Origin of the sequence: Oribacterium sp. NK2B42 (assembly GCF_000424445.1) — a bacterium.
GTDB lineage: Bacteria > Bacillota > Clostridia > Lachnospirales > Lachnospiraceae > Oribacterium.
Window position 1 is genome coordinate 1 of the sequence record NZ_AUJX01000057.1, and the last position, 19,878, is coordinate 19,878.

The window sequence follows — 19,878 nt, forward strand, 5'->3', positions numbered from 1 at the left end:
TTAGTTCTTTCTCTGTTCAGAACGAAAAGCTTGGCTTTTGTTCTGTCCGTTTTTCTTTACTGCGATTGTATTATTCGCTTTAGACCTTTTTGGTCGCGCTTCAGATCTTCAAAAGATCCTCCGCTTCTGAATCTTCTTTTTAGAATCTTCAGGGTCTGTGTATTAATCGATCTTTGATTTTCAAGGTTCAAAAATGCTTCGTTAGAAGCTATTTAATTAGCGCCCTTTTTGCGAGCGCTCAATTAATATAGCAACTAACGAAGCATATGTCAAACACTTTTTGATATTTTTTTATGTTAGTTTTTTCACAATTTTCCGATCATTCATCTTCGGATATTGAAATCCGCGATGGATAAACGCCCTGAAACAAAAAGGCCGTTCTACGGGATTTTACTCCCTAAGGACGACCTTTTTCTTATTATCTCTGTTTTCCTAAATAGAAATCAAAATCTGTCACTATACCGTTTTCATCTGTTCTGGCATTTAGAATACCTATATATTTCAGGAATACGTACGCATCTATGGCACGTACCTCATTTGGATTATAATCTTTGTAATGAAGCCATGCCTTGTTGCTGATCTTTATAGTCTCAGTTCTGGACTCACCTACAGGCACATCCTTTTCATGATCATGATAAACCTGGGCTTCGAATACCGAATAATCTCCCATATCCTTTCTGTCTTTGGTTTGTATCTCTACAAGAGTATTAGGATATGACTCATATTCCTTAGCGAAGCTGAATTCGCCGTTATCCGTTTCTTCGACTGTTTCTTCAACACTTTCCTCGGTTTCTTCCTCTTCAGGTGCTATGTCAATAACATAAGTCTCGGTAACCGAAGAGCCCTTATAACCGTCAGCCGTTTGTCCGTAAGCCTCTACCTCATAAGTACCGTTTTCTTCAAGTATGATAGGAAGATAATACTTAGACAGCTCCTCTGCTCCATCTGCAGTTTTCAAAGTATAGTAGATATCGCAGTTTCCTGACGAAGAAAGTCCTATGGATATCGGACTGTCAAAAGTTCCGCCAGCCTCTGAGAAGCTTATAACCGGATTGAGATCGTTATATGCCTTCTGCAAAGCTTCGCTCTCAGGATGAGCATCCAGCGCAGCTTTAATCATATCCACCGCTTCGTCATGTCTGTTTCTGTTGACATAGGTATCTGCCATATGGATCAATGTTTCCGTTTCGGCATCACCGAACTCCATATACTGTGAATACAAGCCCTCAGCCTTTTCGAAATCTCCGGAACTGTAGGCGCTTTCCGCATCCTTCAGTATTCTGGCAGCTCTGTTCTCAGGCTTATTGTTCCAGGCAAATAAACTTATCAGCGATAAACCCACTACTGCTGCCGCAGCAGCTCCAACTGTAAGTCCTGCCTTACTGTTGATTTTCGGCCCTGTCACAGCCTTTTTTGATTCAGAAGCTGTTTTCTTTGATTCAGAAACCACCTTTCCAGGCTTCTCTGTTTTCTTCTCAGGCTCTGCAACTTCAACGGAATCTTTTTCAAGCTCCGGAACATTTGCTTTTTCTTCTGTTTTGAGCTCAGACACAGCTCCCTGCTTCTCTGTCATCCGCTCTGATCCTTTGTCTTCTCTATTCGATTTCCGGTTCTTTTTCTTCGATTTCGACTTCTTCTGCTTTTTCTGATACTTCTTTTGCTTTAGCTGCTCTGATCTGTTTTCTGTTTTATTTTTGTCTTCAGCTTCTGATTCAGCAACTTCCTCAGACACTTCTTCAGCCACAATTGACTCAGGTTCCATTTCCGGTACCGATTTCCACACAGCGGCTACTACAGCAGCATCAGTTATATTAATTACATCTTCGGATTGTTCGACTGAAGCTGATTCAATCTCTTCTTTAGCCTCTAATTCCACCAATTCTTCAGCTTCTTGATTTTTCGCCACTGATTCTTCTGCTTCAACGGACTCCCGAATTTCAACCGGCTCCGCCTCAGCTGTTTCCTCATTCTCGGCCGGCTCCGGTTCAGATGGCTTTTCAGTTTCAATCACTTCTACAGTTTTCTCCTGAGCCTCATCTATTTCAGACTCTTCAATTTCCTCTGTTAGCTCTTCCGGCTCCTCTGCCTTTTCTGCTTCTGATTTATCCGCAGCCTCTGCAATAGCCGTCTCCCCGGTTACCTCTTCGGTTTCAGTTTTGTCCTCAGCCGTTTCAGGCACAACTGTCTCTGCTTCATTCTCAGGAGATTCCTCTGTTTTGTTTTCATCAGTTGTTTCAGAATCTTCTGATATCTCAGTGTATTCTGCTACCTCTTCTGACACCACTGCTTCGGATTCTTCTGTTTCAGATTCTTCTGTTTCGGTTCCTGATTCTATAGCTTTAGATTCTTCTGTTTTGATTTCTGATTCTACGGTATCAGATTCTTCTGCTTCGGTTTCTGATACCACAGTTTCAGTTTTTTCTGTTTCTTCTGTCTCTGATTTTTCTTCAGCAGGAACTTCTTCGACTACTTCCGCAGGTTCTTCAACGTCAGAAGCAACGGGCTCTTCCCCTTCCGCTTCTTCGACGTCTTCATCACCAAATATATAATCGTCGGAATCATCCTCAAGGTGAAGAGTTTCATCCTCTCCTTCTTCAGTTTCAGAAACACCAGCTTTTTCAGGAGCATTTTCAGAGTCTCCTTCTGCTTCGGTGTTATCTTCCCCGGTTTCAGAATCCTCAGGTTCTCCGGTCTCAGAAACATTAGGTTCCTCGGTCTCAGGAGCTTCAGCTTCTCTTGTTTCAGGAGCTTCAATTTTTCCGGTTTCGTTTTCTTCAACATTTCCAGAAACTTCATCTTCAGTTTTTTCTTCAGCCGAATCCTCTTTTAAATCTTTTTCATCAAGCTCTCCTTCATCAATGACATTTTTCTTTGCCAGCTCTTCAGCCACTTCCCTGTCATGGCGTTCGTTTTCCGCCATACGCTTTTTAAGCTCTTCTTCCGCCTTTTTACGGGCTAATTCATCGGCTAGTCTCGCTCTTTCCTCAGCCTCTCTTCGCATTCTTTCTGCCTGTTCCGCTCTCTCAAGCTGTAAGGCTCTTAGATACATTTTATCGAGCTGATCATCAACGGAATCCTCCCGAGGCACAGCATCACCCTGAACTTCAGCCGGTTTCTCTGCTTCCCTTTGGGCATTTTCCTCCTGTACCATTTTACGGTAAAGCTCCGCGCTGTAAAAAGGAAGGTTATTGTTGCGACGTATCTCCGGGCTGCTTTCAGGAGTTGATACAACAAACAGCATTCCGCAATTAGGGCAGAATGCTGATGTATCAGATATTTCTTTATTACAATTTCTACAAATCATATCGCAGCTTTAGGAAAATGGTTATATCCCTTTTTTCTCCTTAGACATTTAGTTATATGCTACTAGTCATTTATCAAAATAGCAATGGTTTTTTTATTTTTTAAGCAAAACCAACGTTTATATCTTATTACTTCTTCTGACTGATAAAGAAATCATTCACTCTTGATACCAGCTGCTGCTGATCCAGTGTTTTAAGAAGATATCCATTAGGCCGCATCATCATAACCTTCATGATGCTGTCCCTGTCATTTTTTCCGGTAAGGAAAAAGACAGGGATGTTTCTTGTGCGCTCATTTTGTCTTAGCTTGCTGAGAACCGCCGGTCCATCCATCATAGGCATCTCATAATCGAGAAGTATCAGGTCAGGAGTGTATTTATCGAGATAATCAATGGCATGGGGGCCGGAATTTACGATGGATACATCATATTTTCCGTATTTTTTAAGCCAGCCGCTGGATACCTCAAGAAAAGTACTGTCATCATCCACCAGCAGTATCTTACGCTGTTTTTCGGAATTAACACTTTCATCACTAAGCGTCCGCTCACGCCTCAGTTGATCAACAAGGATCATGACATTGGCAGGATGAGGCATCTCGATGTTGACACGCTCCTTAGGATAAACCTTGTAAAACTCTTTGTATTCATTAGGCTTTCCTATGGCGCAGACGATCCTGTTGGAGCTCAAATCCTGTATATACCTGAAGACGGCTTTATCCGAAAATGAAACGCCGTCCAGATACAGTATGAAAACTCCCGCATCATTTGCTTTTTCGTGAATGCTGTCAATGTTAAAACCGCAGGTATATACAACATATCCGTTATTCTTCAGGATACGTATCATGGCCTGCGCCATAAAATTCAAATTATCACCTATGATCAAAACACTATTCAGATACATAAAATGTTATCTCCAGTCCTCAATACTATACTTATTTTACTGCCACAAGCTCAGACAATTTTCCCCAGTCAGGTCCCTTTGCCGCATTTCTCAATTCCTGATAAATCCTCTTTTTATTTTCTGACAGACGATATTCCTTCAACATCTCCAGCATCATTTTCAGGTCATCGATATCATACATATCGATAAAGCCGTTAAGACTTATCATAAAATCAGCCCACTCATCATCACCGAGTTCCGGAAGCCCTGAATCGTCTTCCTCTTTCTCGCCAAAGTATTTATCCAATGCTTCATAGAGACTTTCTGCCATACTTATAAGCCTTGGGTTATCCATGAGGATGACATCGAGTCTTTCCTCATCTCCCGCCGCTTCAAGATTCTTGGCCAGGGCAGACAACTCGGCTGCGCCGATTATCCTCGCCGAACTCTTCATAGCATGTACCTTTATAGTATAATTCTTTACGTCCAGTTTTTCAAAATTTTCCTGTATAATTCTGATATTATCCTTCAAACTTTCATAGAAGCTCCGGAGCGCCGTAATATATCCTTCAGCAGAGCCGCAGTGCTGGAGACCCTCATTAACATTTATCTCCTTTATTCCACTAAGCTCTTCCGGTAATGTCTCCTCCTGCTGTTCATCCTCTTCAGGAGCATCCCCTTCCGAAACCTCCTGTATCAGATCAGGGGAAATGTAGAACCTCAGCTTCTTCTCAAGAAGTTTGGGATCGATCGGCTTGGTTACAACATCGTCAAAACCGGCTTTCATATAGTCTTCTATGGCACCGGTAACAGCATTGGCCGTAAGGCAGATAAAAGGAGTGTACATGCAGGGCGAACCCTCCAGCGCCTTCATGCGGTGCAGGGTCTCGATCCCGTCCATAACAGGCATACGGAAATCCAGGAAAATGATGTCGTAATGGTTTTTCTTCACAAGCTCTATGGCTTCCTGACCGCTTTCCGCCGTATCAACCTTGATCTTGTTCTGCTTCACCAGAGCTTTTATGACGGTAAGGTTCAAAACAGTATCATCTACAGCAAGGATCGTAGCCTCAGGCGCATAGAAGGATGGTCCGTCATTGGTATAATCTTCCTTCCGCTCATCAACATTAACCCATCCCATAGGCGCAGGAGACCTCACCCCTTGAGCCAGCTTAAAGGAGAATATTGAGCCCTTACCGTACTCACTTTGAACCTCAAGATAGCTGTTCATTTGCTTCAAAAGCTTTTGGGTAATGTTTAAGCCGAGACCGGTACCCTCTATGGTACGGTTCCGTTTTTCGTCAAGTCTCTCAAATGCCTCAAACAGCTTACCTATCTCTTCCTTTTTGATACCCATTCCGGTATCCTCAACAGCAATGTTCAGTACAACCTCTTTAGGAGTCAGGCTCTCAAGCTTAACTCTTAACCATACCTTCCCCTTCTCTGTGTACTTGACAGCATTGGTGAGTATATTGGTAATGATCTGCTTCACCCGGATCTCGTCACCGAATAGCGCCTCAGGTATATTTTCATCGGCTTCCAGTATGAGCTCAAGCTTTTTATCCTCAGCACGTTTCTTGATCATATGATAAAGATCTCTCAGCATATCCGCCGTCTTATACTCTATAGGAATAACTGAAAGCTTTCCTGATTCTATCTTGGAGAAATCCAGTATATCATTGATGATGCCCAGGAGCTCAACACCTGCGTTCTTGATGTCAATGGCATAGCCCTTTACATTATCATCCACACCTTCCCTCAGGATCATTTCATCCATTCCAAGGATGGCATTGATAGGCGTACGTATCTCATGGGACATATGGGAAAGGAAGGAGGACTTTGCCTTGTTTGCGCTTTCCGCTTTTGAGATAGCTTCATTCAGGTCATCGGTTATTGCCTGAAGAAAGATGCCGGTTCTGTCAGCCAGCGGGATCACAGCATCCGTCTCACCGGAGCTTATGGCATCCGAATAATCAATATGCTCCTGTATGTCAGGCAAACCCTCTCTGAGTCCAAGGATCACGGTGGAAACATTGTGAGTGCCTCCTCTGCCATCTGTAAAAAGGAATTGTCCCTTTCCACGGATATGCTGGATGTTTTCATCAATATTCTGGAAAGCATTAAGCTCTCTGTATTCAGTAACCATGTAATTCTGTCTGGTATCGCTTCCAAATAAGAAAGAGCCTTCCGGTACAAAATCTCCAAACCTGTTTACCTTATATGATATCTCACTGAACATACTGCTTTTATTTCCTGATGAAAAGCTTATGACATCATCCGGCCTGAAATCCCCGAGAAAATACAGCTGTCCTGCCTCATCATATCTGTAGGGGCTTCTGCTGAGGATCTCATTCCCTCTCTTTATCATGAAAGGGAATTCCCTGATGTTCTCAAGAAATGCCCCGTTAGGCTTTATATTGAGATACCTTTCATATATCTCTGTAGCTTTCCATCCGTCTATAGTTGTAATTATATTCTCTCCGATATTTAATCCGGTAAGCTTCTTCCTTAACTCTATCTGAAAGCTCTTTCCAAGGGGTCTCCAGCCGGTCAGAAGCTCCGTGTGCACCATCAGCTCCTTGCCGGAAAGTATTACTCCCACGAAGCCCCTTCGGAGTTTTTCATTCTGCCATACAAAATGAGTATCCGAATCAACATTCTCAAAATCCGCGGTCCAGACACCCGCTATGGGTATGCTGTGTTTTTTCTCAAACATCGCCATGGGGCGGGACAGCTTTGCTGAGCTTCCTGCCGCAAAGAGAATGATGCAGGCAGGGTTTTCGATATGTTCCACCATATCCGAAAGCTCGTTAAAAGCCCCCTGTTCATCGATATACTCAAATGTACAGGAAAAAGGCGTTACCGTAGTATGTTCCATAAGGCAGAAGGACATCCTCAGGTATTCGCTGTATCTTTGAGATGCCCCCTGATGTATACCTATCATGCAGATGTCAGGATACCTCCTGAACACCAGGGATAAAACATCATACAGCTTATCTTCTGCGATGCCGTTCTCAGTAAAGACCATAAACATATTCTTTTTAGGTTTATCCTGGATAAACTGTTCCCATTCTATAAGAACCGACCACATTTCATCTCTGTGGGATAATACGAAGGTTTTTTGTATCATTACGATTACCTCTGTTTTAAAAAGGTCTTATTGCTCAGCAGCATCAATATTCACTATTCCAAAAAGCACCAAATCTTTGCCATCCATCTCAATCGGCAAAAGAATATACGCCTTTGGTAAATAGCGTCCGTCATCCATCTGTGTCCTGAATTTCTTTCTGTCACGTATGCCTTTACGCTTTATCATCCTTTCCTTAAAGGTTGAAAGATCCATGAACTCCATGAATTCATCCCTTTCCTCCGGCGTTATATACTCCCGGCTCCATTCCTCAGCTGCCTCCGTGAAAAGGGCGCCCTCGGAAATGCCTCCATACTCAGTGGTATTCATATAGGTATTCTTTATCCTTCCATCCCTCATATCTATAAGGTCGATCCTGTCATACATGCGGTATATTTCTCCCATTGCCTTTGTAAACAGGGCAGCCTTATTTAAGTGTGAATCATGGGACATGGAGGTATATACCACTAATGCCAATGCTCCGGTCTTAGGGTTCTTTGCTACAAATTTTGCTCTTATATTGATGATATTCCCTCTGTAAACGTGTGAGAATCTGATATCCTTCTTTTCATTTTTTAGCTCTCTTATAAACGGCCGGAGCTTCTCCTGCAGCAAACCTGATTTCTGGTTGATTATACGTTCTGCGGACTGGGAGGTTAAATCCCCTAAAAAACGAAGGTATTGCTTATTGGCTTCGTTCTGGTATAAATATGTGAAAGTCTGATCCTTATACTCAAAAATCGCCATAGCATCAGCACCGAACACTCCGGTTTGATCATACATGGTTCCGTTTTCTATCTCTATCTGGCCGATGGTATTGTAGTAACCACGCTCTTCTATGGATTCCACCTCAAAGCCCTGCTTATCCAACTCCTTTATGGGCATAGGCTTTGAGAAGAAAAAGCCCTGTATCATTTCACAGCCAAGATCCTTGAAGTAAGCATACTCTTCCTCAGTCTCTATGCCTTCTACCAGGGTGCTGAAATTCAGCCTCTTAATCATATTGATGTAATAAGCTATGATGATCCTTCCCCTCTTAAGGCTCTCCCCCTTCAGGCTATGCAGGAACCTTACATCAAACTTGATCACGCTGTACTTTTTTTCAAGGGCACTAAAAGCACCATAGCCGACGCCAAAATCACTCAGCCACTTCTCATGCTCTCTGGACAGCAGCTGATCTATCACTCTCTGTATATCACTGTTATCCCTGAATATTTCTTCACTGATCTCAAGGCAAAGATACTTCGCCGGTACTCCGCTGTCCTGTTCTGCCTCTTCAAAAACATTCAGCATATCACATTCAGTGAAATCGTATTGGGTTATATTGACAGAAACCGGGAATGGCGTAGCTCCGTTATCGATCTTCTCCCTGATATCCCTGCAAACAGAATTTATTACATGAATATCAAGCAGATGTATCTTTTTTGCCCGGGTCAGGGCGCTGATATATGAAGCCGGGCTGAGAAATCCATAATTTGGATCCTCCCATCTTGTCAATGCCTCCGCCGCACATATCTTACCTGTAATAGTGCGTATTACAGGCTGATAATATATCTTGATGTAACCCTCCCTGATGGCTGTTTCTACATTATCGACTATATACTTTTCAAGATCTACCACGGATACTGTACCGCCCATATCATACCTTCCTATACATTAAAATTTAATCAACAAATGCTCATCACATACCAAAAGCCCATGTCAGACTTTCATACCTGCCGGCTGCCTGTGATCTTTTTGCTCTTTGTCATAACCACCTTAAGGGCAAAGACCAGATCCAGTGCCAGGAATACCGCAAGTATCCTGAAGGACCAGGTGAATCCCACTGCCTTCTCCAGGAATCCAAACACGAAGGATACCAGGGTTCCCCCAATTCCTGTTGCAACCGTTATGGCCGCTATTACCGTCGCGGTTTTAAAGCCGCTGTAATCTGCCGCGTAGGTAAGTACATTGGGATAAACAGCCCCACAGAAAAAGCCCATGATAAAGACAACAAGAAATGCGGCGTATTCATTTTTCACAACAGATAAAAACCAAAGGAACACTGCTGCTCCCGTAGGTGCCGCGCAAAGGAGAAGATGCCTGTATTTACTGAGATAACCGCAGAGTACTCTCGACGGGATCATTGCCATCCAGAATATGGAAAGAGCAATATATCCTCTTTCGGAGTGTACATTATCATGCATGAATCCGTTCAGGAAGAAACCCACACCGTTCTCTACTCCCACATAAATGAACATGATAATGCAAAGATATATCACACCCTTCACATAGATGCTTCCGGAACCGCCTGTGACCGAGCCTTCATATTCAAATACCTCAGCATCTGCAGGATTCTCTCTGGGCTCGAAACTGATCTTCCAGAGAAGCAGCGCGAGAACAAAGGAAATAATGGCATCTGCTGCAAAAAAAGTTCTCCATCCGAGGGCAGTTTTAAGTGCAAAGCCCACTATCAAAGGAGCTACAACCGCACCAGATGCATACATGGCAGCAATACCACCCATCCTCTTATGTCTCGTAACAGGATAAGCATCATCCATTTCGGCAATGGCCACGTACTGAATGATACTTGTAGCAAAGCCCAGGATAAAAACACCCACAGAGAACTGAAGTGATCCGGTTGCCAGCAGGATGATAATTCCGGAAATAACTCTCGCAGCGGTGAATAGTGTAAGCATTATCTTTTTTCCAACTCTGTCCGCCAGGGAGCCGAGGATGATCGGTGCTATCATGGTGGCGAAAAGCTCCACGGAAGCTATAACTCCCTGAGCCCCGTGATCCAATGAATACTCTTCACCTATGTACAAAAGAGCAGCCTGATAACCGCCGGTCTCAAAGCCATTCATAAAGATCGATATAAGTAGCAGGATCGCGATGTCATTTATATTTTTTCTTTTGTTATTCATACTGCTTCTCTCCGTCACTTATCAGTCATTACATACCCTTTCCGGGTCGGTGCAGACCATGTTCACAGTACCTATAGTAACTATCGACACAAAATCGAGTTTATAAAACTGCTTCTGTGTTATTTTGTGCATTTACACGTAATTGACAAAATCAAGTATAAAAAATATAATGAATACGTTTAATTTAAGGGGAGCGGATATTTAACTATATCCGCAGGTGTAAGATACATACTGATGGTATGTATATTTTTGTATGGAGGTGATTATAATGTCTATCAAATCAACTATCACACTGCAGCTCAACGGAAAGGATTATGATTTCAACAGCATCACTAAGGATTCTGTTGCTGCTGCTCAGAAGATCAAGAAGGATGTTAAGGCTGTTAATGTCTATGTTAATGCAAAGGACTCAGCTGCATACTTCACAGTTGATGGTGCAGGAAGCGCTGATTACAAGATCAACCTTTGATCATCAACTTCCGGTTTCCACGATCATGATCGGGAACACTAAAAGAGGATACACATCGATGTGCCTGTCACATCAATGTGTATCCTCTTTTTTTGCAAACTCATATAGTCAGATCACGATCTTCTTCAATATACTTCTTTTCTTTGACTTATGCTCAACGATAGGCACAATATCATCTGTAGGTGCCGCAGCAGACTCTGTAAGCTCCCCTCTTACAATGCTGACCTGATCCGGTGCTTCGATGGCAAGCCTGACTCCGTTTCCATCCACTCTTGCAACAGTGATCTTGATATTACCGTTTATGACCAACGTCTGGTCCTTTTTCCTTCTTAATACAAGCATATATGAGTCCCCCTCCAATATTTATAGAAATAATATATATTAATCAAAACATTTATGTCCTTACAGCATTATTACAAAATATCGTCATATTTTGATTGGCTTATATGGAAAACTCCTGCCGAAGCCCTTGAAAATACTTAGAAAATGCTTGAAAATAATTGACATCTCTGTTTTACGGAAATAAAATCATTTTTATAAAAAGCTTTTATATTTTTAAAGGAGACATATTGATATGGCAAAGACAAAGACAGCTGCTCCTAAGGCAGCTAAAACCACAGCTCCTGTAAAACCTGTAGAAGAGAAAAAGACAGAAGCTGTTAAAAATGTAGCTGTTAAGAAGGAAGAACCTAAGAAGGCCGAAACAGCTGTTGAGAAAAAGGAAGCTCCCAAAGCCGCTCCCAAGAAGGCAGAAGTAACTGCTGAGAAGAAGGAAGCTCCTAAGGCTGCTCCCAAGAAGACAGAGGCTGCTGCCGAAAAGAAGGCTGCTCCTCAGAAAGCAGTTGTTGAAAAGAAGTCTGCTCCTAAGACTGCTGAAAAGAAACCCGCCGATAAGAAAGCAACAAAGGAAACAGCTGTTAAGGCTGCTGTTACTCTTCAGATCAACGGAATCGATTATGATCCCGCCAGTATCGAGAATGAAGCAATAGCTGCTGCCAAGAAGATCAAGGCTACCGTTAAGGATGTCAAGGTTTATATCAATGCTGACGAATCAGCTGCTTACTTCACCGTCGATGGCGAAGGCGGCGATGACTACAAGATCAATCTGTAATTATGCAGGGGACATTCCCTGCTATATATCATGTTGGCCGTCATATATTTTGTATGACGGCTTTTTCTTTTCATTATTTGCTTTAAAAAAATCCCGACACTCCGATACAGGGCGACGGGATTTTTGCAAATATTTTATTCCTGAATTCTGACGCAGCATTTATGCAGCATCTGCCTTGTTGTTTCTGTCAGATACATACACAACAATATCATCCACCTTCTGTCCAACAAGCTCAGCAAACAAAAAGAGGTTTTCTATGCTGGGAAGCGTATCGCCCCTGAACCAGTTATATATAGATGTTGTTGATATATTCATCTCCTTACATATGTCGGAAACTGAAAAACTACTGCTTTTTACAGCCAACCGCAATAACTCGCCTGTGGCTTCCTGATCAATGTAACTCATATCTCACCTCACTCTGTTACTGATACCCCTGACTTTTATATATCAAAGATTTTATCATATGTATCTGTTAAACGCAAAAGCATACTGATAATGTTTTCTTAAGGTTTTAAGACAATTATACTGTCACATATCCATCTGAGCCACAAGTATGTCTACTATTGGTTCCACGATAACGAAAAAGCTCCCTGACTGATCCAAGTCAGAAAGCTTTATAAAATTTAATCAGTTTATTGAGCTGTTTATATCTTCAGGCTTTTACTTTTTCTTTTCGTTGTTCCTCTTATCCTGAGATTCTGCAACCGGATTACCGGTCTTTACATCCTCCTGCTTCTGGTTTTTTAATGCCTTTGCAGCGAACTTTGCGTCCTTACGGGCTACATACTGTAAGAGGTTGATGCACTGATTTGAGTAACCCCACTCATTGTCATACCATGCAATAAGCTTTACAAAGGTATCATCAAGCATGATTCCTGCTTTAGCATCAAAGATACATGTCTGGAAGTTTCCTCTGAGATCGGATGAAACTATCTCATCAGTATTGTACTCAATGATATCCTTCATCTCATGACGGGAAGCATGTTCGATCGCTTCGCAGATTTCATCATAATTTGTCTTTGTTTTAAGCTGAGCAGTAAGGTCCACAACCGAAACATCGTTTGTAGGAACTCTGAAACTAAGACCTGTCATTTTACCCTTAAGCTCAGGAATAACCATACCTACCGCCTTAGCTGCACCTGTTGATGAAGGAATAATGTTGTTAAATACAGAACGTCCTGTTCTCCAGTCACGACCGCCATTGGAATCAACCGGCTTCTGCTTTGATGTAGAAGCATGAATTGTGGACATAAGTGCTCTCTCAATTCCAAACTTCTCATTAAGAACTTTAGCAAGAGGTGCAAGACAGTTAGTAGTACATGATGCATTTGAAATAATCCTCATAGAAGGATCGTAGCTCTCATTATTAACACCGAATACGAATGTTGGGAAATCCGGGTCTTTTCCGGGTGCAGTAAGGATAACCTTCTTGGCACCACCCTTAAAATGCTTTTCGCAATCCTCAAGACGAAGGAACTTTCCTGTAGACTCAATAATGTATTCTGCGCCTGTTGAAGCCCAGTCAATATTAGCCGGGTCATCCTCTGAAAATACATGAATCTTCTTCCCATTGATAACAAGTTCATTATCTGTATATCTTACGCGGCCTCTGAAACGACCGAATACAGAATCGTATTCCATCTGATAAGCCATACGTGAAATATCAGCATTTCTCAGGTTGATTGCGCAAACCTCAATGTCATTATCACGCTCCTCGAGGATTCTGAGGATAACTCTTGCAATACGACCAAAACCATTGATACCAACTCTAATTAACATAACTACTCCTTTCAATCTCATAAAAAATAACCTAGGCGTATATTAGCACTGTTCAATTTATATGAAAACAAATGTTATTTTTCAGACATTTATGACTATTTATTGTCAATTTGTCAGATATCGTATTTGAGAGTTTGTGCAGGTTGAACAAACCAAGGTTTTAAGCCATTTTTTAAAGAAATTGTATACAATGCACCAATTGACAAAATTTTAATTATTGTTTTTTGTATCCAAAGAAATGCAATCTCAGAAGAATATGAAACAGTCACAAAGAATAGTCGCTACCTAATTTTTAATCTTTAGTACCGGTCAGCTACAAAGATCAATGCCGAAGACAAAAAAATAGTAGAGGAGATTTTATCTCCTCTACAAAGACCCTAAACCGGAAATGATATTAAAATCCGCCGTTCATTCCATCAGGAAGGTTACCGGTATATTCATTAATCTCAGATTGTATTATTCCGATTCTGAATACGATTCATTTAAATCCCCTTTTATCTGTATCTAATATAGTTAAGCTGCTTAAAACCTTCTGACTATGCAAGTCCGTTCAGTTTATATACTAACCGTACTCTCTTTAAACTTATTAATATCCTCTGCAAAGCTTCTGGCAGCCTCATCACAGATGCCTTCCACTCCGCTATATACTCTTATTCCAAGCTCAGAAAGAGAAATCAATGCATCTTCATCCAGTTCTTTGCAAATCATGGCATTTACACCGATTCTACGCAATATTCCGGCAAGAGCACAATGTCCCTGACCATCAGTCCTTACTAAAGAAGAGTCAATGATAGTGTTTTTTTCAATATTGTAAATTTTGAAAAAATTTATATTATGAAAACTTTGAATAATGTCTTTTTCATCAGGATTGTAAGTAATCGCAAGTATCATTTTTATGTCCTTTTTTCATCAATATACAAACTGGCAGTTTAAAACTTAAAACGTTTAGATTATAGATAATTTTTTAACATAAAACAAGGTTTATATATGATTTTATATAAAAACAAAAAAAGATCCCCTCCTTTCATTAAGGAGGAGAACACGCCAACATTGATTACTTGTGAACTTTGTGCCCATCAGATTATCTACTATTAATATTCCCATTACCTACATAATAAAGCATAACAAAAATTTTTGCAATACTATAATTAATAAAAATAATATTTTTGTTTTGCGCTATTCACCATTTAATTATTGCCATATTTTCATGATAAAAAAATATTTCCACTAAATCAAAAGCAAGATACCCATATTAAAAAAAATCAACTGATTTCCCTATCCCGTATGATTTATTTCAAAAAAAGGAATGAGCTTTTTGGGCTCATTCCTCTAAAATAACAGTATTATTTACTAAGTGACTCTGCAAGCTGCTGTCCGCATATATAACCTGATGTTACTGCCCATGCTGCCATGGAACCCGGGATTGCTTCAGTACCGTTGCAACCGGCTGTAACTTCACCTATAGCATATAGACCGGGGATGACTGTTCCGTCTTCCTTCTGTGCTTCAAAGTTAGCTGTTACATCATATCCGCCAAGTGTTGTTGCAAAACGGAGTCTCTGCTCGATGATGTAAACTGTACTGTTCTCATCGAACTTTGTGAGAGCAGTACGACCGAACTCAGAATCAGTACCTGACTCAACAGTCTCGTTCCATTTTTTAAGCTCTGCTGATAATGCTTCCGGATCAAGTCCTGCCTTTTCAGCTGCTTCCTTGAGAGTGCCTCTTGCAAATGTCGGATGATCTGAATCAGAGTTAAAGAACTCTTCCTGCTGTTCCATAGAGATATTACCTACGGCAGAAGTATTTGTTGAAACCATCTCTGACCATGTATCGTAACCTGTCTGATCCATAACGATATACATGATCTCGTCAGGCTGCTTTGTTGTTGCATTCTTGATATCTGCAAATGCGAGTGTCTCATTTACAAAGCGCTTTGAATCCTTGTTTACGAAGAAAGCACCAGTTGTGTTAACTGTTGTAAGGGTAGGCATCGGTGTTGCATATCCATCGATGGTATCTTCACCCTTTGAAATACCGTTAGGATACATCTTTGCGTAACCCATGTTGAGCATCTTTGCACCGATAGCTTCACCCATCTTCTGGCCGTCACCCATTGAAGACTTAACACCGTAGAATACAGCATACTGAAGGTCACCCTTCTTTTCTGAGATCATCTCAGCATTGGCACCATATCCGCCTGTAGCAACTACGACAGCATCAGCCTTATATTTAATGGTATTACCATCTGCATCTGTGGCAACTACACCTACTACTCTTCCTTCATCATCTGTGATGAATTCCTCTGCCTTTGTTTCAAGCTCAAGGTTGCCACCCTTTGATGTGAAGTTATTTGTAAGGATTTCCATAGCATTTGACATACCGCCGTCACATACGAAGAATCTCTGAACTGTGTGCTCAGGGAAATCACTTGCATAACGGTCATTGAAAGGAACATTCTCTGTTTCCTTTAACCAGTCGAGCGTCTTACCCTGGTTGTTTGCCATAATCCAAACGAGGTCTTCATTGTGATTCTCACCTGAAGCCATGATGTCATCATGGATAAGCTGTGCGCTGTCACCTGTGATACCAACCTCCTCCTGAAGCTTGGAGAGACCTGCGTCGATACCTCCCGCATTGGAAGTTGCACCACCGGTGTAGCTCATCTTTTCAAGAATGGTTACATCCTTAAGGCCTGAATCAAGTGCGGAATTACCACAAGTAAGACCTGCTCCGCCGCCACCGAGAATAAGAAGACTTGTTTCTTTTTCTATAGTCTGTGCTGCAGCTTTCTCGATCTCAGGGAAGTCTTTGTTTGTCATTCCTGCCGCTGCCAATGCTGCCGCTATAGCTTCCTGCACACCGTTGCTTGTATAAGTAGCTCCGGAAACTGAATCAATGTTAACTGTGTGATGCTCATTCATTTCTGACATCATCTTTTCGATTGCATTACCGCCGACATTTGGTGTTTCCTTATCACCTACAATAGTAGCTGATTCAAGGGCACCGTCTTTAACGGTTATTTTCACTGTGACATCACCTTCAAAGCCCTTGCCGGTTCCTTCAAATTCACCGCTTACTCCGGCACCCGTTGCTTCTGCGGCTGCAGTAGTTTCTGCAGCTGCTTTTGTAGTTTCCTGAGCTGTAGTAGTTGGTGTAGTTGTGGAGCTTCCACAACCAACCAGCGTTGCTGCCATTAACAGTGCCGCTGATGTTCTGAAAACAGATCTTCTCATCTCTAACTCCTCCGTTATTCAAATGTTACTTTATATACATTTTTATGTTACCGCAGTAACAATAACAAAAATTTAACAAATGCTGACATTTCGGTCAATTATAATAATCCACAAATGAGATGCAATCGATTTGTGCAATGTTTACAAGTCGTTTTGGAGTTTTTTTCGGCCATTGAAATCTCATTGTCTGATGGCTACACTAAAGAATAAGTTTGAAGAAGGAAATGAAAAAGTATGACTAACAATACCTCAACCAAAGATATGATCCGGGATACAGCGCTAGAACTGTTTAAAGAACAGGGCTATGATAATGTATCCATCATAGACATTTGCAATAAATGCGAAATTACAAAACGAACATTTTACTATCATTACGAATCTAAGGCCGAGTTATTAAGTGGTGTAGTAAAGTATTGGGGTATCCAAGCAGAACGTCTCCTTCATACATTTGCCTCAGAAGAAAAAAGCGTAAATATCTTATGGCAGATGATGAAAGTCTATTGCGATAAATCTATGCAGTACGGTCCAAATATTGTTAAACAGGTTTATATACTGACAATCCAAACGTCTGGTGATGCTCATTTCCCTGAAGGGATGTATCTCTTTGATGTTGCAGTTAAGCTGTTGAAAAAAGCTAAATATGCCGGGGAAATCCATAATCCATATGATCCTGAATCCATTGCCTTTATTCTATATCACACACTACGTAGTATAAGCATTTCATGGGCTTCAGAAGATGGCAGATATGATCTTATAGCGGAATATAAAAAAGCTTTCGATATTATTGTCGGGATATAAGAAAGTCTGCATCTTTGCCCCTTACTTCCTTGCAACAACAGTGATCCATGGCTTACTGTCATGATGATATTTACTGACGCTTGAAAAACCCACATTGCTTGATTCGGCTTTTATACAATGTATGGATTTTCATTAACGCTCTTTTTGTGAATTGATATAGTTTATGATTTGTTCTCTACTGCGGTCACTTACAGTGACCACACAATATGACGGGTTCCACAGATGTCCGCCCCAAAGTTTTGTTTTGATCTCCGGATGTGAAAGGAACATCCATCTCGCAGTGTTACCTTTAAGGATCTTTAACATACGTGGGATTTCGAATTGTGGCGAACAATCCACCAGCATATGTACAAAGAAATCGCAACTTCCCAACAAAAAGCCGCCTAACTCACGACTAAATTCACGAGAATGCGGCGGCAATTATTCAATTGAAAAACTAAATGCTTCAGTCCCTCTGATTACCAAGCTGGTACAGTTTCCCTGATGTTTACTTTATATAAACGTGGCCATATAGAGTGGCAAGGTGATGATTCCATCCTCGCTTTCACCGATGTTTCCATCAATAAATTTATATGCATAGGGTATGTTTTTGTTCTTTTTCATTGCTGATATCAATGAGGTTGCCCTTTCTTTTCCGCTTTTTACCTCTATGGGGACAACATTTCCATCGATCTGAATGATAAAATCCAATTCTTTTTTGTTTGTTTCATTTTTGTAGAAGTATAAAGTGTAACCCTTCTTGTGCAACGCATCAGCTACGGCACACTCGTAAATCCCGCCCTTCGTGTTACCATCAAGAGTATTTTCTACAATAAGCTGTTTTAGTGAGAAATCCTTCATGGCAATGAGCAGAGATAAATCCGTTGTATATGCTCTAAAGAAATCATCCCTGGCATAATCGGCAAGATCATATCTTACGTCAGTTACAATCCTGCATAAATGGATAATATCAGCTCTGAGCAGCCATTCGATACTCGAATAATATTTTTGTGCTCTGGCTCCATGTTCGATTTCTTTATACTGGAATTTGTGATTTTCTTTATCCAGCAGCTGTTTTGATAAAGTCAGATAACATTTTTCGGCTTTGACTTTCTCCTCTGCTGTCGCATAATGTGCGATATCATACTGATAGCCCTGGAGTAAGTTTCTTTGAATACGATCTACTTCTCTGAAATCCTTGGTGTCAAAATATTTCTGAACAACCTCCGGCATTCCTCCGGTTGCTATATATACCCTATAATATTCCATCAATTTTTTATGGATTGAATCAGGAATTGGCTTCTTTGAATCAATATATCCCCGGAGTGTCTTTATCATATCCTCAGAAATGCCGATGCCCCAAAGGAATTCCTCAAAATCGAGACCATACATATTGAGATAATCAACATATCCTACAGGATAGGAAGATGCTCTTTTATAATCAATCCCTAAAAGAGAATCGGATGTAATTACATCATATCTGTTGTCTATCGCCCAGAATTTTAAAGAAGTGATAGCTTCCTGACACTCCTGTATCTCATCAAGAAAGATCAGGGTCTTTTCGGGATCTATTTTTTTATCCGGGAATCTGAAACGTAAGGACATAATCATATTTTCCACTGTGAGGTCTCCCGAAAATATATCTGCCGCAGATGGCGTTTCTTTAAAATTGATTTCAACAATTTCTTCATAATGTGACTCAGCAAACCGTTCGATTGCATATGTTTTTCCGGTTTGACGGGCTCCTTGGAGTACAAGGCATTTTCTTTCTTTATTTTCTACCCATGATTTAAGTTGTATAAAAATCTTTCTTCTTAACATGATTTAAACCCCATAATTAATGATACAATTATATATGTTAATCAACATTTTGGAAAGATAAAATGTTTGTATATCAACATTTTGTGTCAAATAAATGTATTTAGATGTTTCGCATATGGTGTCTGTTTTCGGTTAGTCATATCATTTGTCGGAATTACTCCATTTTTTTCGGCATAAAAAAAAATCACCGTAAGGTGATCTCTGAGAGTTGCGGGAGAAGGATTTGAACCAACGACCTTCGGGTTATGAGCCCGACGAGCTACCAGACTGCTCCATCCCGCGATATTCATGCCAATTGTTATTTTCAATTCTATTGAACTACTCAAAGCCTTGTAGATCAGACGATTTAAATCATGAACAGAATTAATGGGGCCTACAGGGCTCGAACCTGTGACCCCCTGCTTGTAAGGCAGATGCTCTCCCAGCTGAGCTAAGACCCCATTCAGTTGAAAATAACAACTGTGAAACTCA

Annotated in this window: 14 protein-coding genes, 2 tRNA genes and 1 pseudogene; 3 read left to right on the top strand and 14 right to left on the bottom strand. The window is 41.0% G+C overall.

Features of this window, described 5'->3' with window-relative positions; all coding sequences use genetic code 11:
* Positions 1-418: 418 nt before the first annotated feature.
* From G625_RS0112880 to G625_RS0112900, 5 genes are all read right to left on the bottom strand, one after another.
* A complete protein-coding gene (locus G625_RS0112880; protein WP_029201443.1) occupies positions 419-3,304 on the bottom strand; it encodes a zinc-ribbon domain-containing protein in 2,886 nt (961 codons plus the stop codon).
* Positions 3,305-3,431: 127 nt separating this feature from the next.
* Positions 3,432-4,202: a response regulator gene (locus G625_RS21480; RefSeq protein WP_049895896.1), complete on the bottom strand. Its 771-nt coding sequence runs from the start codon at positions 4,200-4,202 to the stop codon at positions 3,432-3,434.
* 31 nt (positions 4,203-4,233) lie between these two features.
* Positions 4,234-7,311 (bottom strand): response regulator, encoded by a 3,078-nt coding sequence (locus G625_RS21485; RefSeq protein ID WP_049895897.1) that lies wholly within the window; start codon positions 7,309-7,311, stop codon positions 4,234-4,236.
* 27 nt (positions 7,312-7,338) lie between these two features.
* Complete coding sequence (locus G625_RS0112895) at positions 7,339-8,946, bottom strand: EAL domain-containing protein (protein WP_029201444.1); 1,608 nt, start codon at positions 8,944-8,946, stop codon at positions 7,339-7,341.
* Positions 8,947-9,017: 71 nt separating this feature from the next.
* Complete coding sequence (locus tag G625_RS0112900) at positions 9,018-10,214, bottom strand: MFS transporter (protein ID WP_029201445.1); 1,197 nt, start codon at positions 10,212-10,214, stop codon at positions 9,018-9,020.
* Positions 10,215-10,482: 268 nt separating this feature from the next.
* Between G625_RS0112900 and G625_RS0112905 the strand changes: the two genes are divergently transcribed.
* Positions 10,483-10,683, top strand: a complete 201-nt coding sequence (locus G625_RS0112905; RefSeq protein ID WP_029201446.1) for a DUF6465 family protein — start codon at positions 10,483-10,485, stop codon at positions 10,681-10,683.
* A 108-nt stretch (positions 10,684-10,791) separates the two neighbouring features.
* Here G625_RS0112905 and G625_RS0112910 read toward each other — a convergent pair whose 3' ends face one another.
* On the bottom strand, positions 10,792-11,025 hold the full coding sequence (locus tag G625_RS0112910) for a carbon storage regulator (protein ID WP_029201447.1): 234 nt from the start codon (positions 11,023-11,025) through the stop codon (positions 10,792-10,794).
* A 232-nt stretch (positions 11,026-11,257) separates the two neighbouring features.
* Between G625_RS0112910 and G625_RS19900 the strand changes: the two genes are divergently transcribed.
* On the top strand, positions 11,258-11,794 hold the full coding sequence (locus G625_RS19900) for a DUF6465 family protein (RefSeq protein WP_049895898.1): 537 nt from the start codon (positions 11,258-11,260) through the stop codon (positions 11,792-11,794).
* A gap of 159 nt (positions 11,795-11,953) precedes the next feature.
* Here G625_RS19900 and G625_RS19905 read toward each other — a convergent pair whose 3' ends face one another.
* The 4 genes from G625_RS19905 to G625_RS0112940 all read right to left on the bottom strand — a co-directional run bounded on the left by G625_RS19905 (position 11,954) and on the right by G625_RS0112940 (position 16,809).
* Positions 11,954-12,199, bottom strand: a complete 246-nt coding sequence (locus G625_RS19905) for a helix-turn-helix domain-containing protein (protein WP_044917328.1) — start codon at positions 12,197-12,199, stop codon at positions 11,954-11,956.
* Positions 12,200-12,454: 255 nt separating this feature from the next.
* On the bottom strand, positions 12,455-13,573 hold the full coding sequence (gene gap / locus G625_RS19910) for a type I glyceraldehyde-3-phosphate dehydrogenase (RefSeq protein WP_084152901.1): 1,119 nt from the start codon (positions 13,571-13,573) through the stop codon (positions 12,455-12,457).
* A gap of 555 nt (positions 13,574-14,128) precedes the next feature.
* Positions 14,129-14,464, bottom strand: coding sequence for a NifB/NifX family molybdenum-iron cluster-binding protein (locus G625_RS19915; protein ID WP_049895899.1), 336 nt, complete (start codon positions 14,462-14,464; stop codon positions 14,129-14,131).
* A gap of 452 nt (positions 14,465-14,916) precedes the next feature.
* Complete coding sequence (locus tag G625_RS0112940; RefSeq protein WP_029201448.1) at positions 14,917-16,809, bottom strand: FAD-dependent oxidoreductase; 1,893 nt, start codon at positions 16,807-16,809, stop codon at positions 14,917-14,919.
* Positions 16,810-17,043: 234 nt separating this feature from the next.
* Between G625_RS0112940 and G625_RS0112945 the strand changes: the two genes are divergently transcribed.
* Positions 17,044-17,607 (top strand): TetR/AcrR family transcriptional regulator, encoded by a 564-nt coding sequence (locus tag G625_RS0112945; RefSeq protein WP_029201449.1) that lies wholly within the window; start codon positions 17,044-17,046, stop codon positions 17,605-17,607.
* A 132-nt stretch (positions 17,608-17,739) separates the two neighbouring features.
* Here G625_RS0112945 and tnpA read toward each other — a convergent pair.
* The 4 genes and pseudogenes from tnpA to G625_RS0112960 form a co-directional block, all read right to left on the bottom strand.
* Positions 17,740-17,958, bottom strand: a pseudogene (gene tnpA, locus G625_RS22020) (IS200/IS605 family transposase); the annotation flags it as partial.
* A gap of 141 nt (positions 17,959-18,099) precedes the next feature.
* On the bottom strand, positions 18,100-19,407 hold the full coding sequence (locus tag G625_RS0112950) for an ATP-binding protein (protein WP_029201450.1): 1,308 nt from the start codon (positions 19,405-19,407) through the stop codon (positions 18,100-18,102).
* Positions 19,408-19,615: 208 nt separating this feature from the next.
* Positions 19,616-19,689: transfer RNA gene (locus tag G625_RS0112955), tRNA-Met, on the bottom strand.
* A gap of 85 nt (positions 19,690-19,774) precedes the next feature.
* Positions 19,775-19,847 (bottom strand) — tRNA-Val (locus tag G625_RS0112960).
* Positions 19,848-19,878 lie beyond the last annotated feature (31 nt).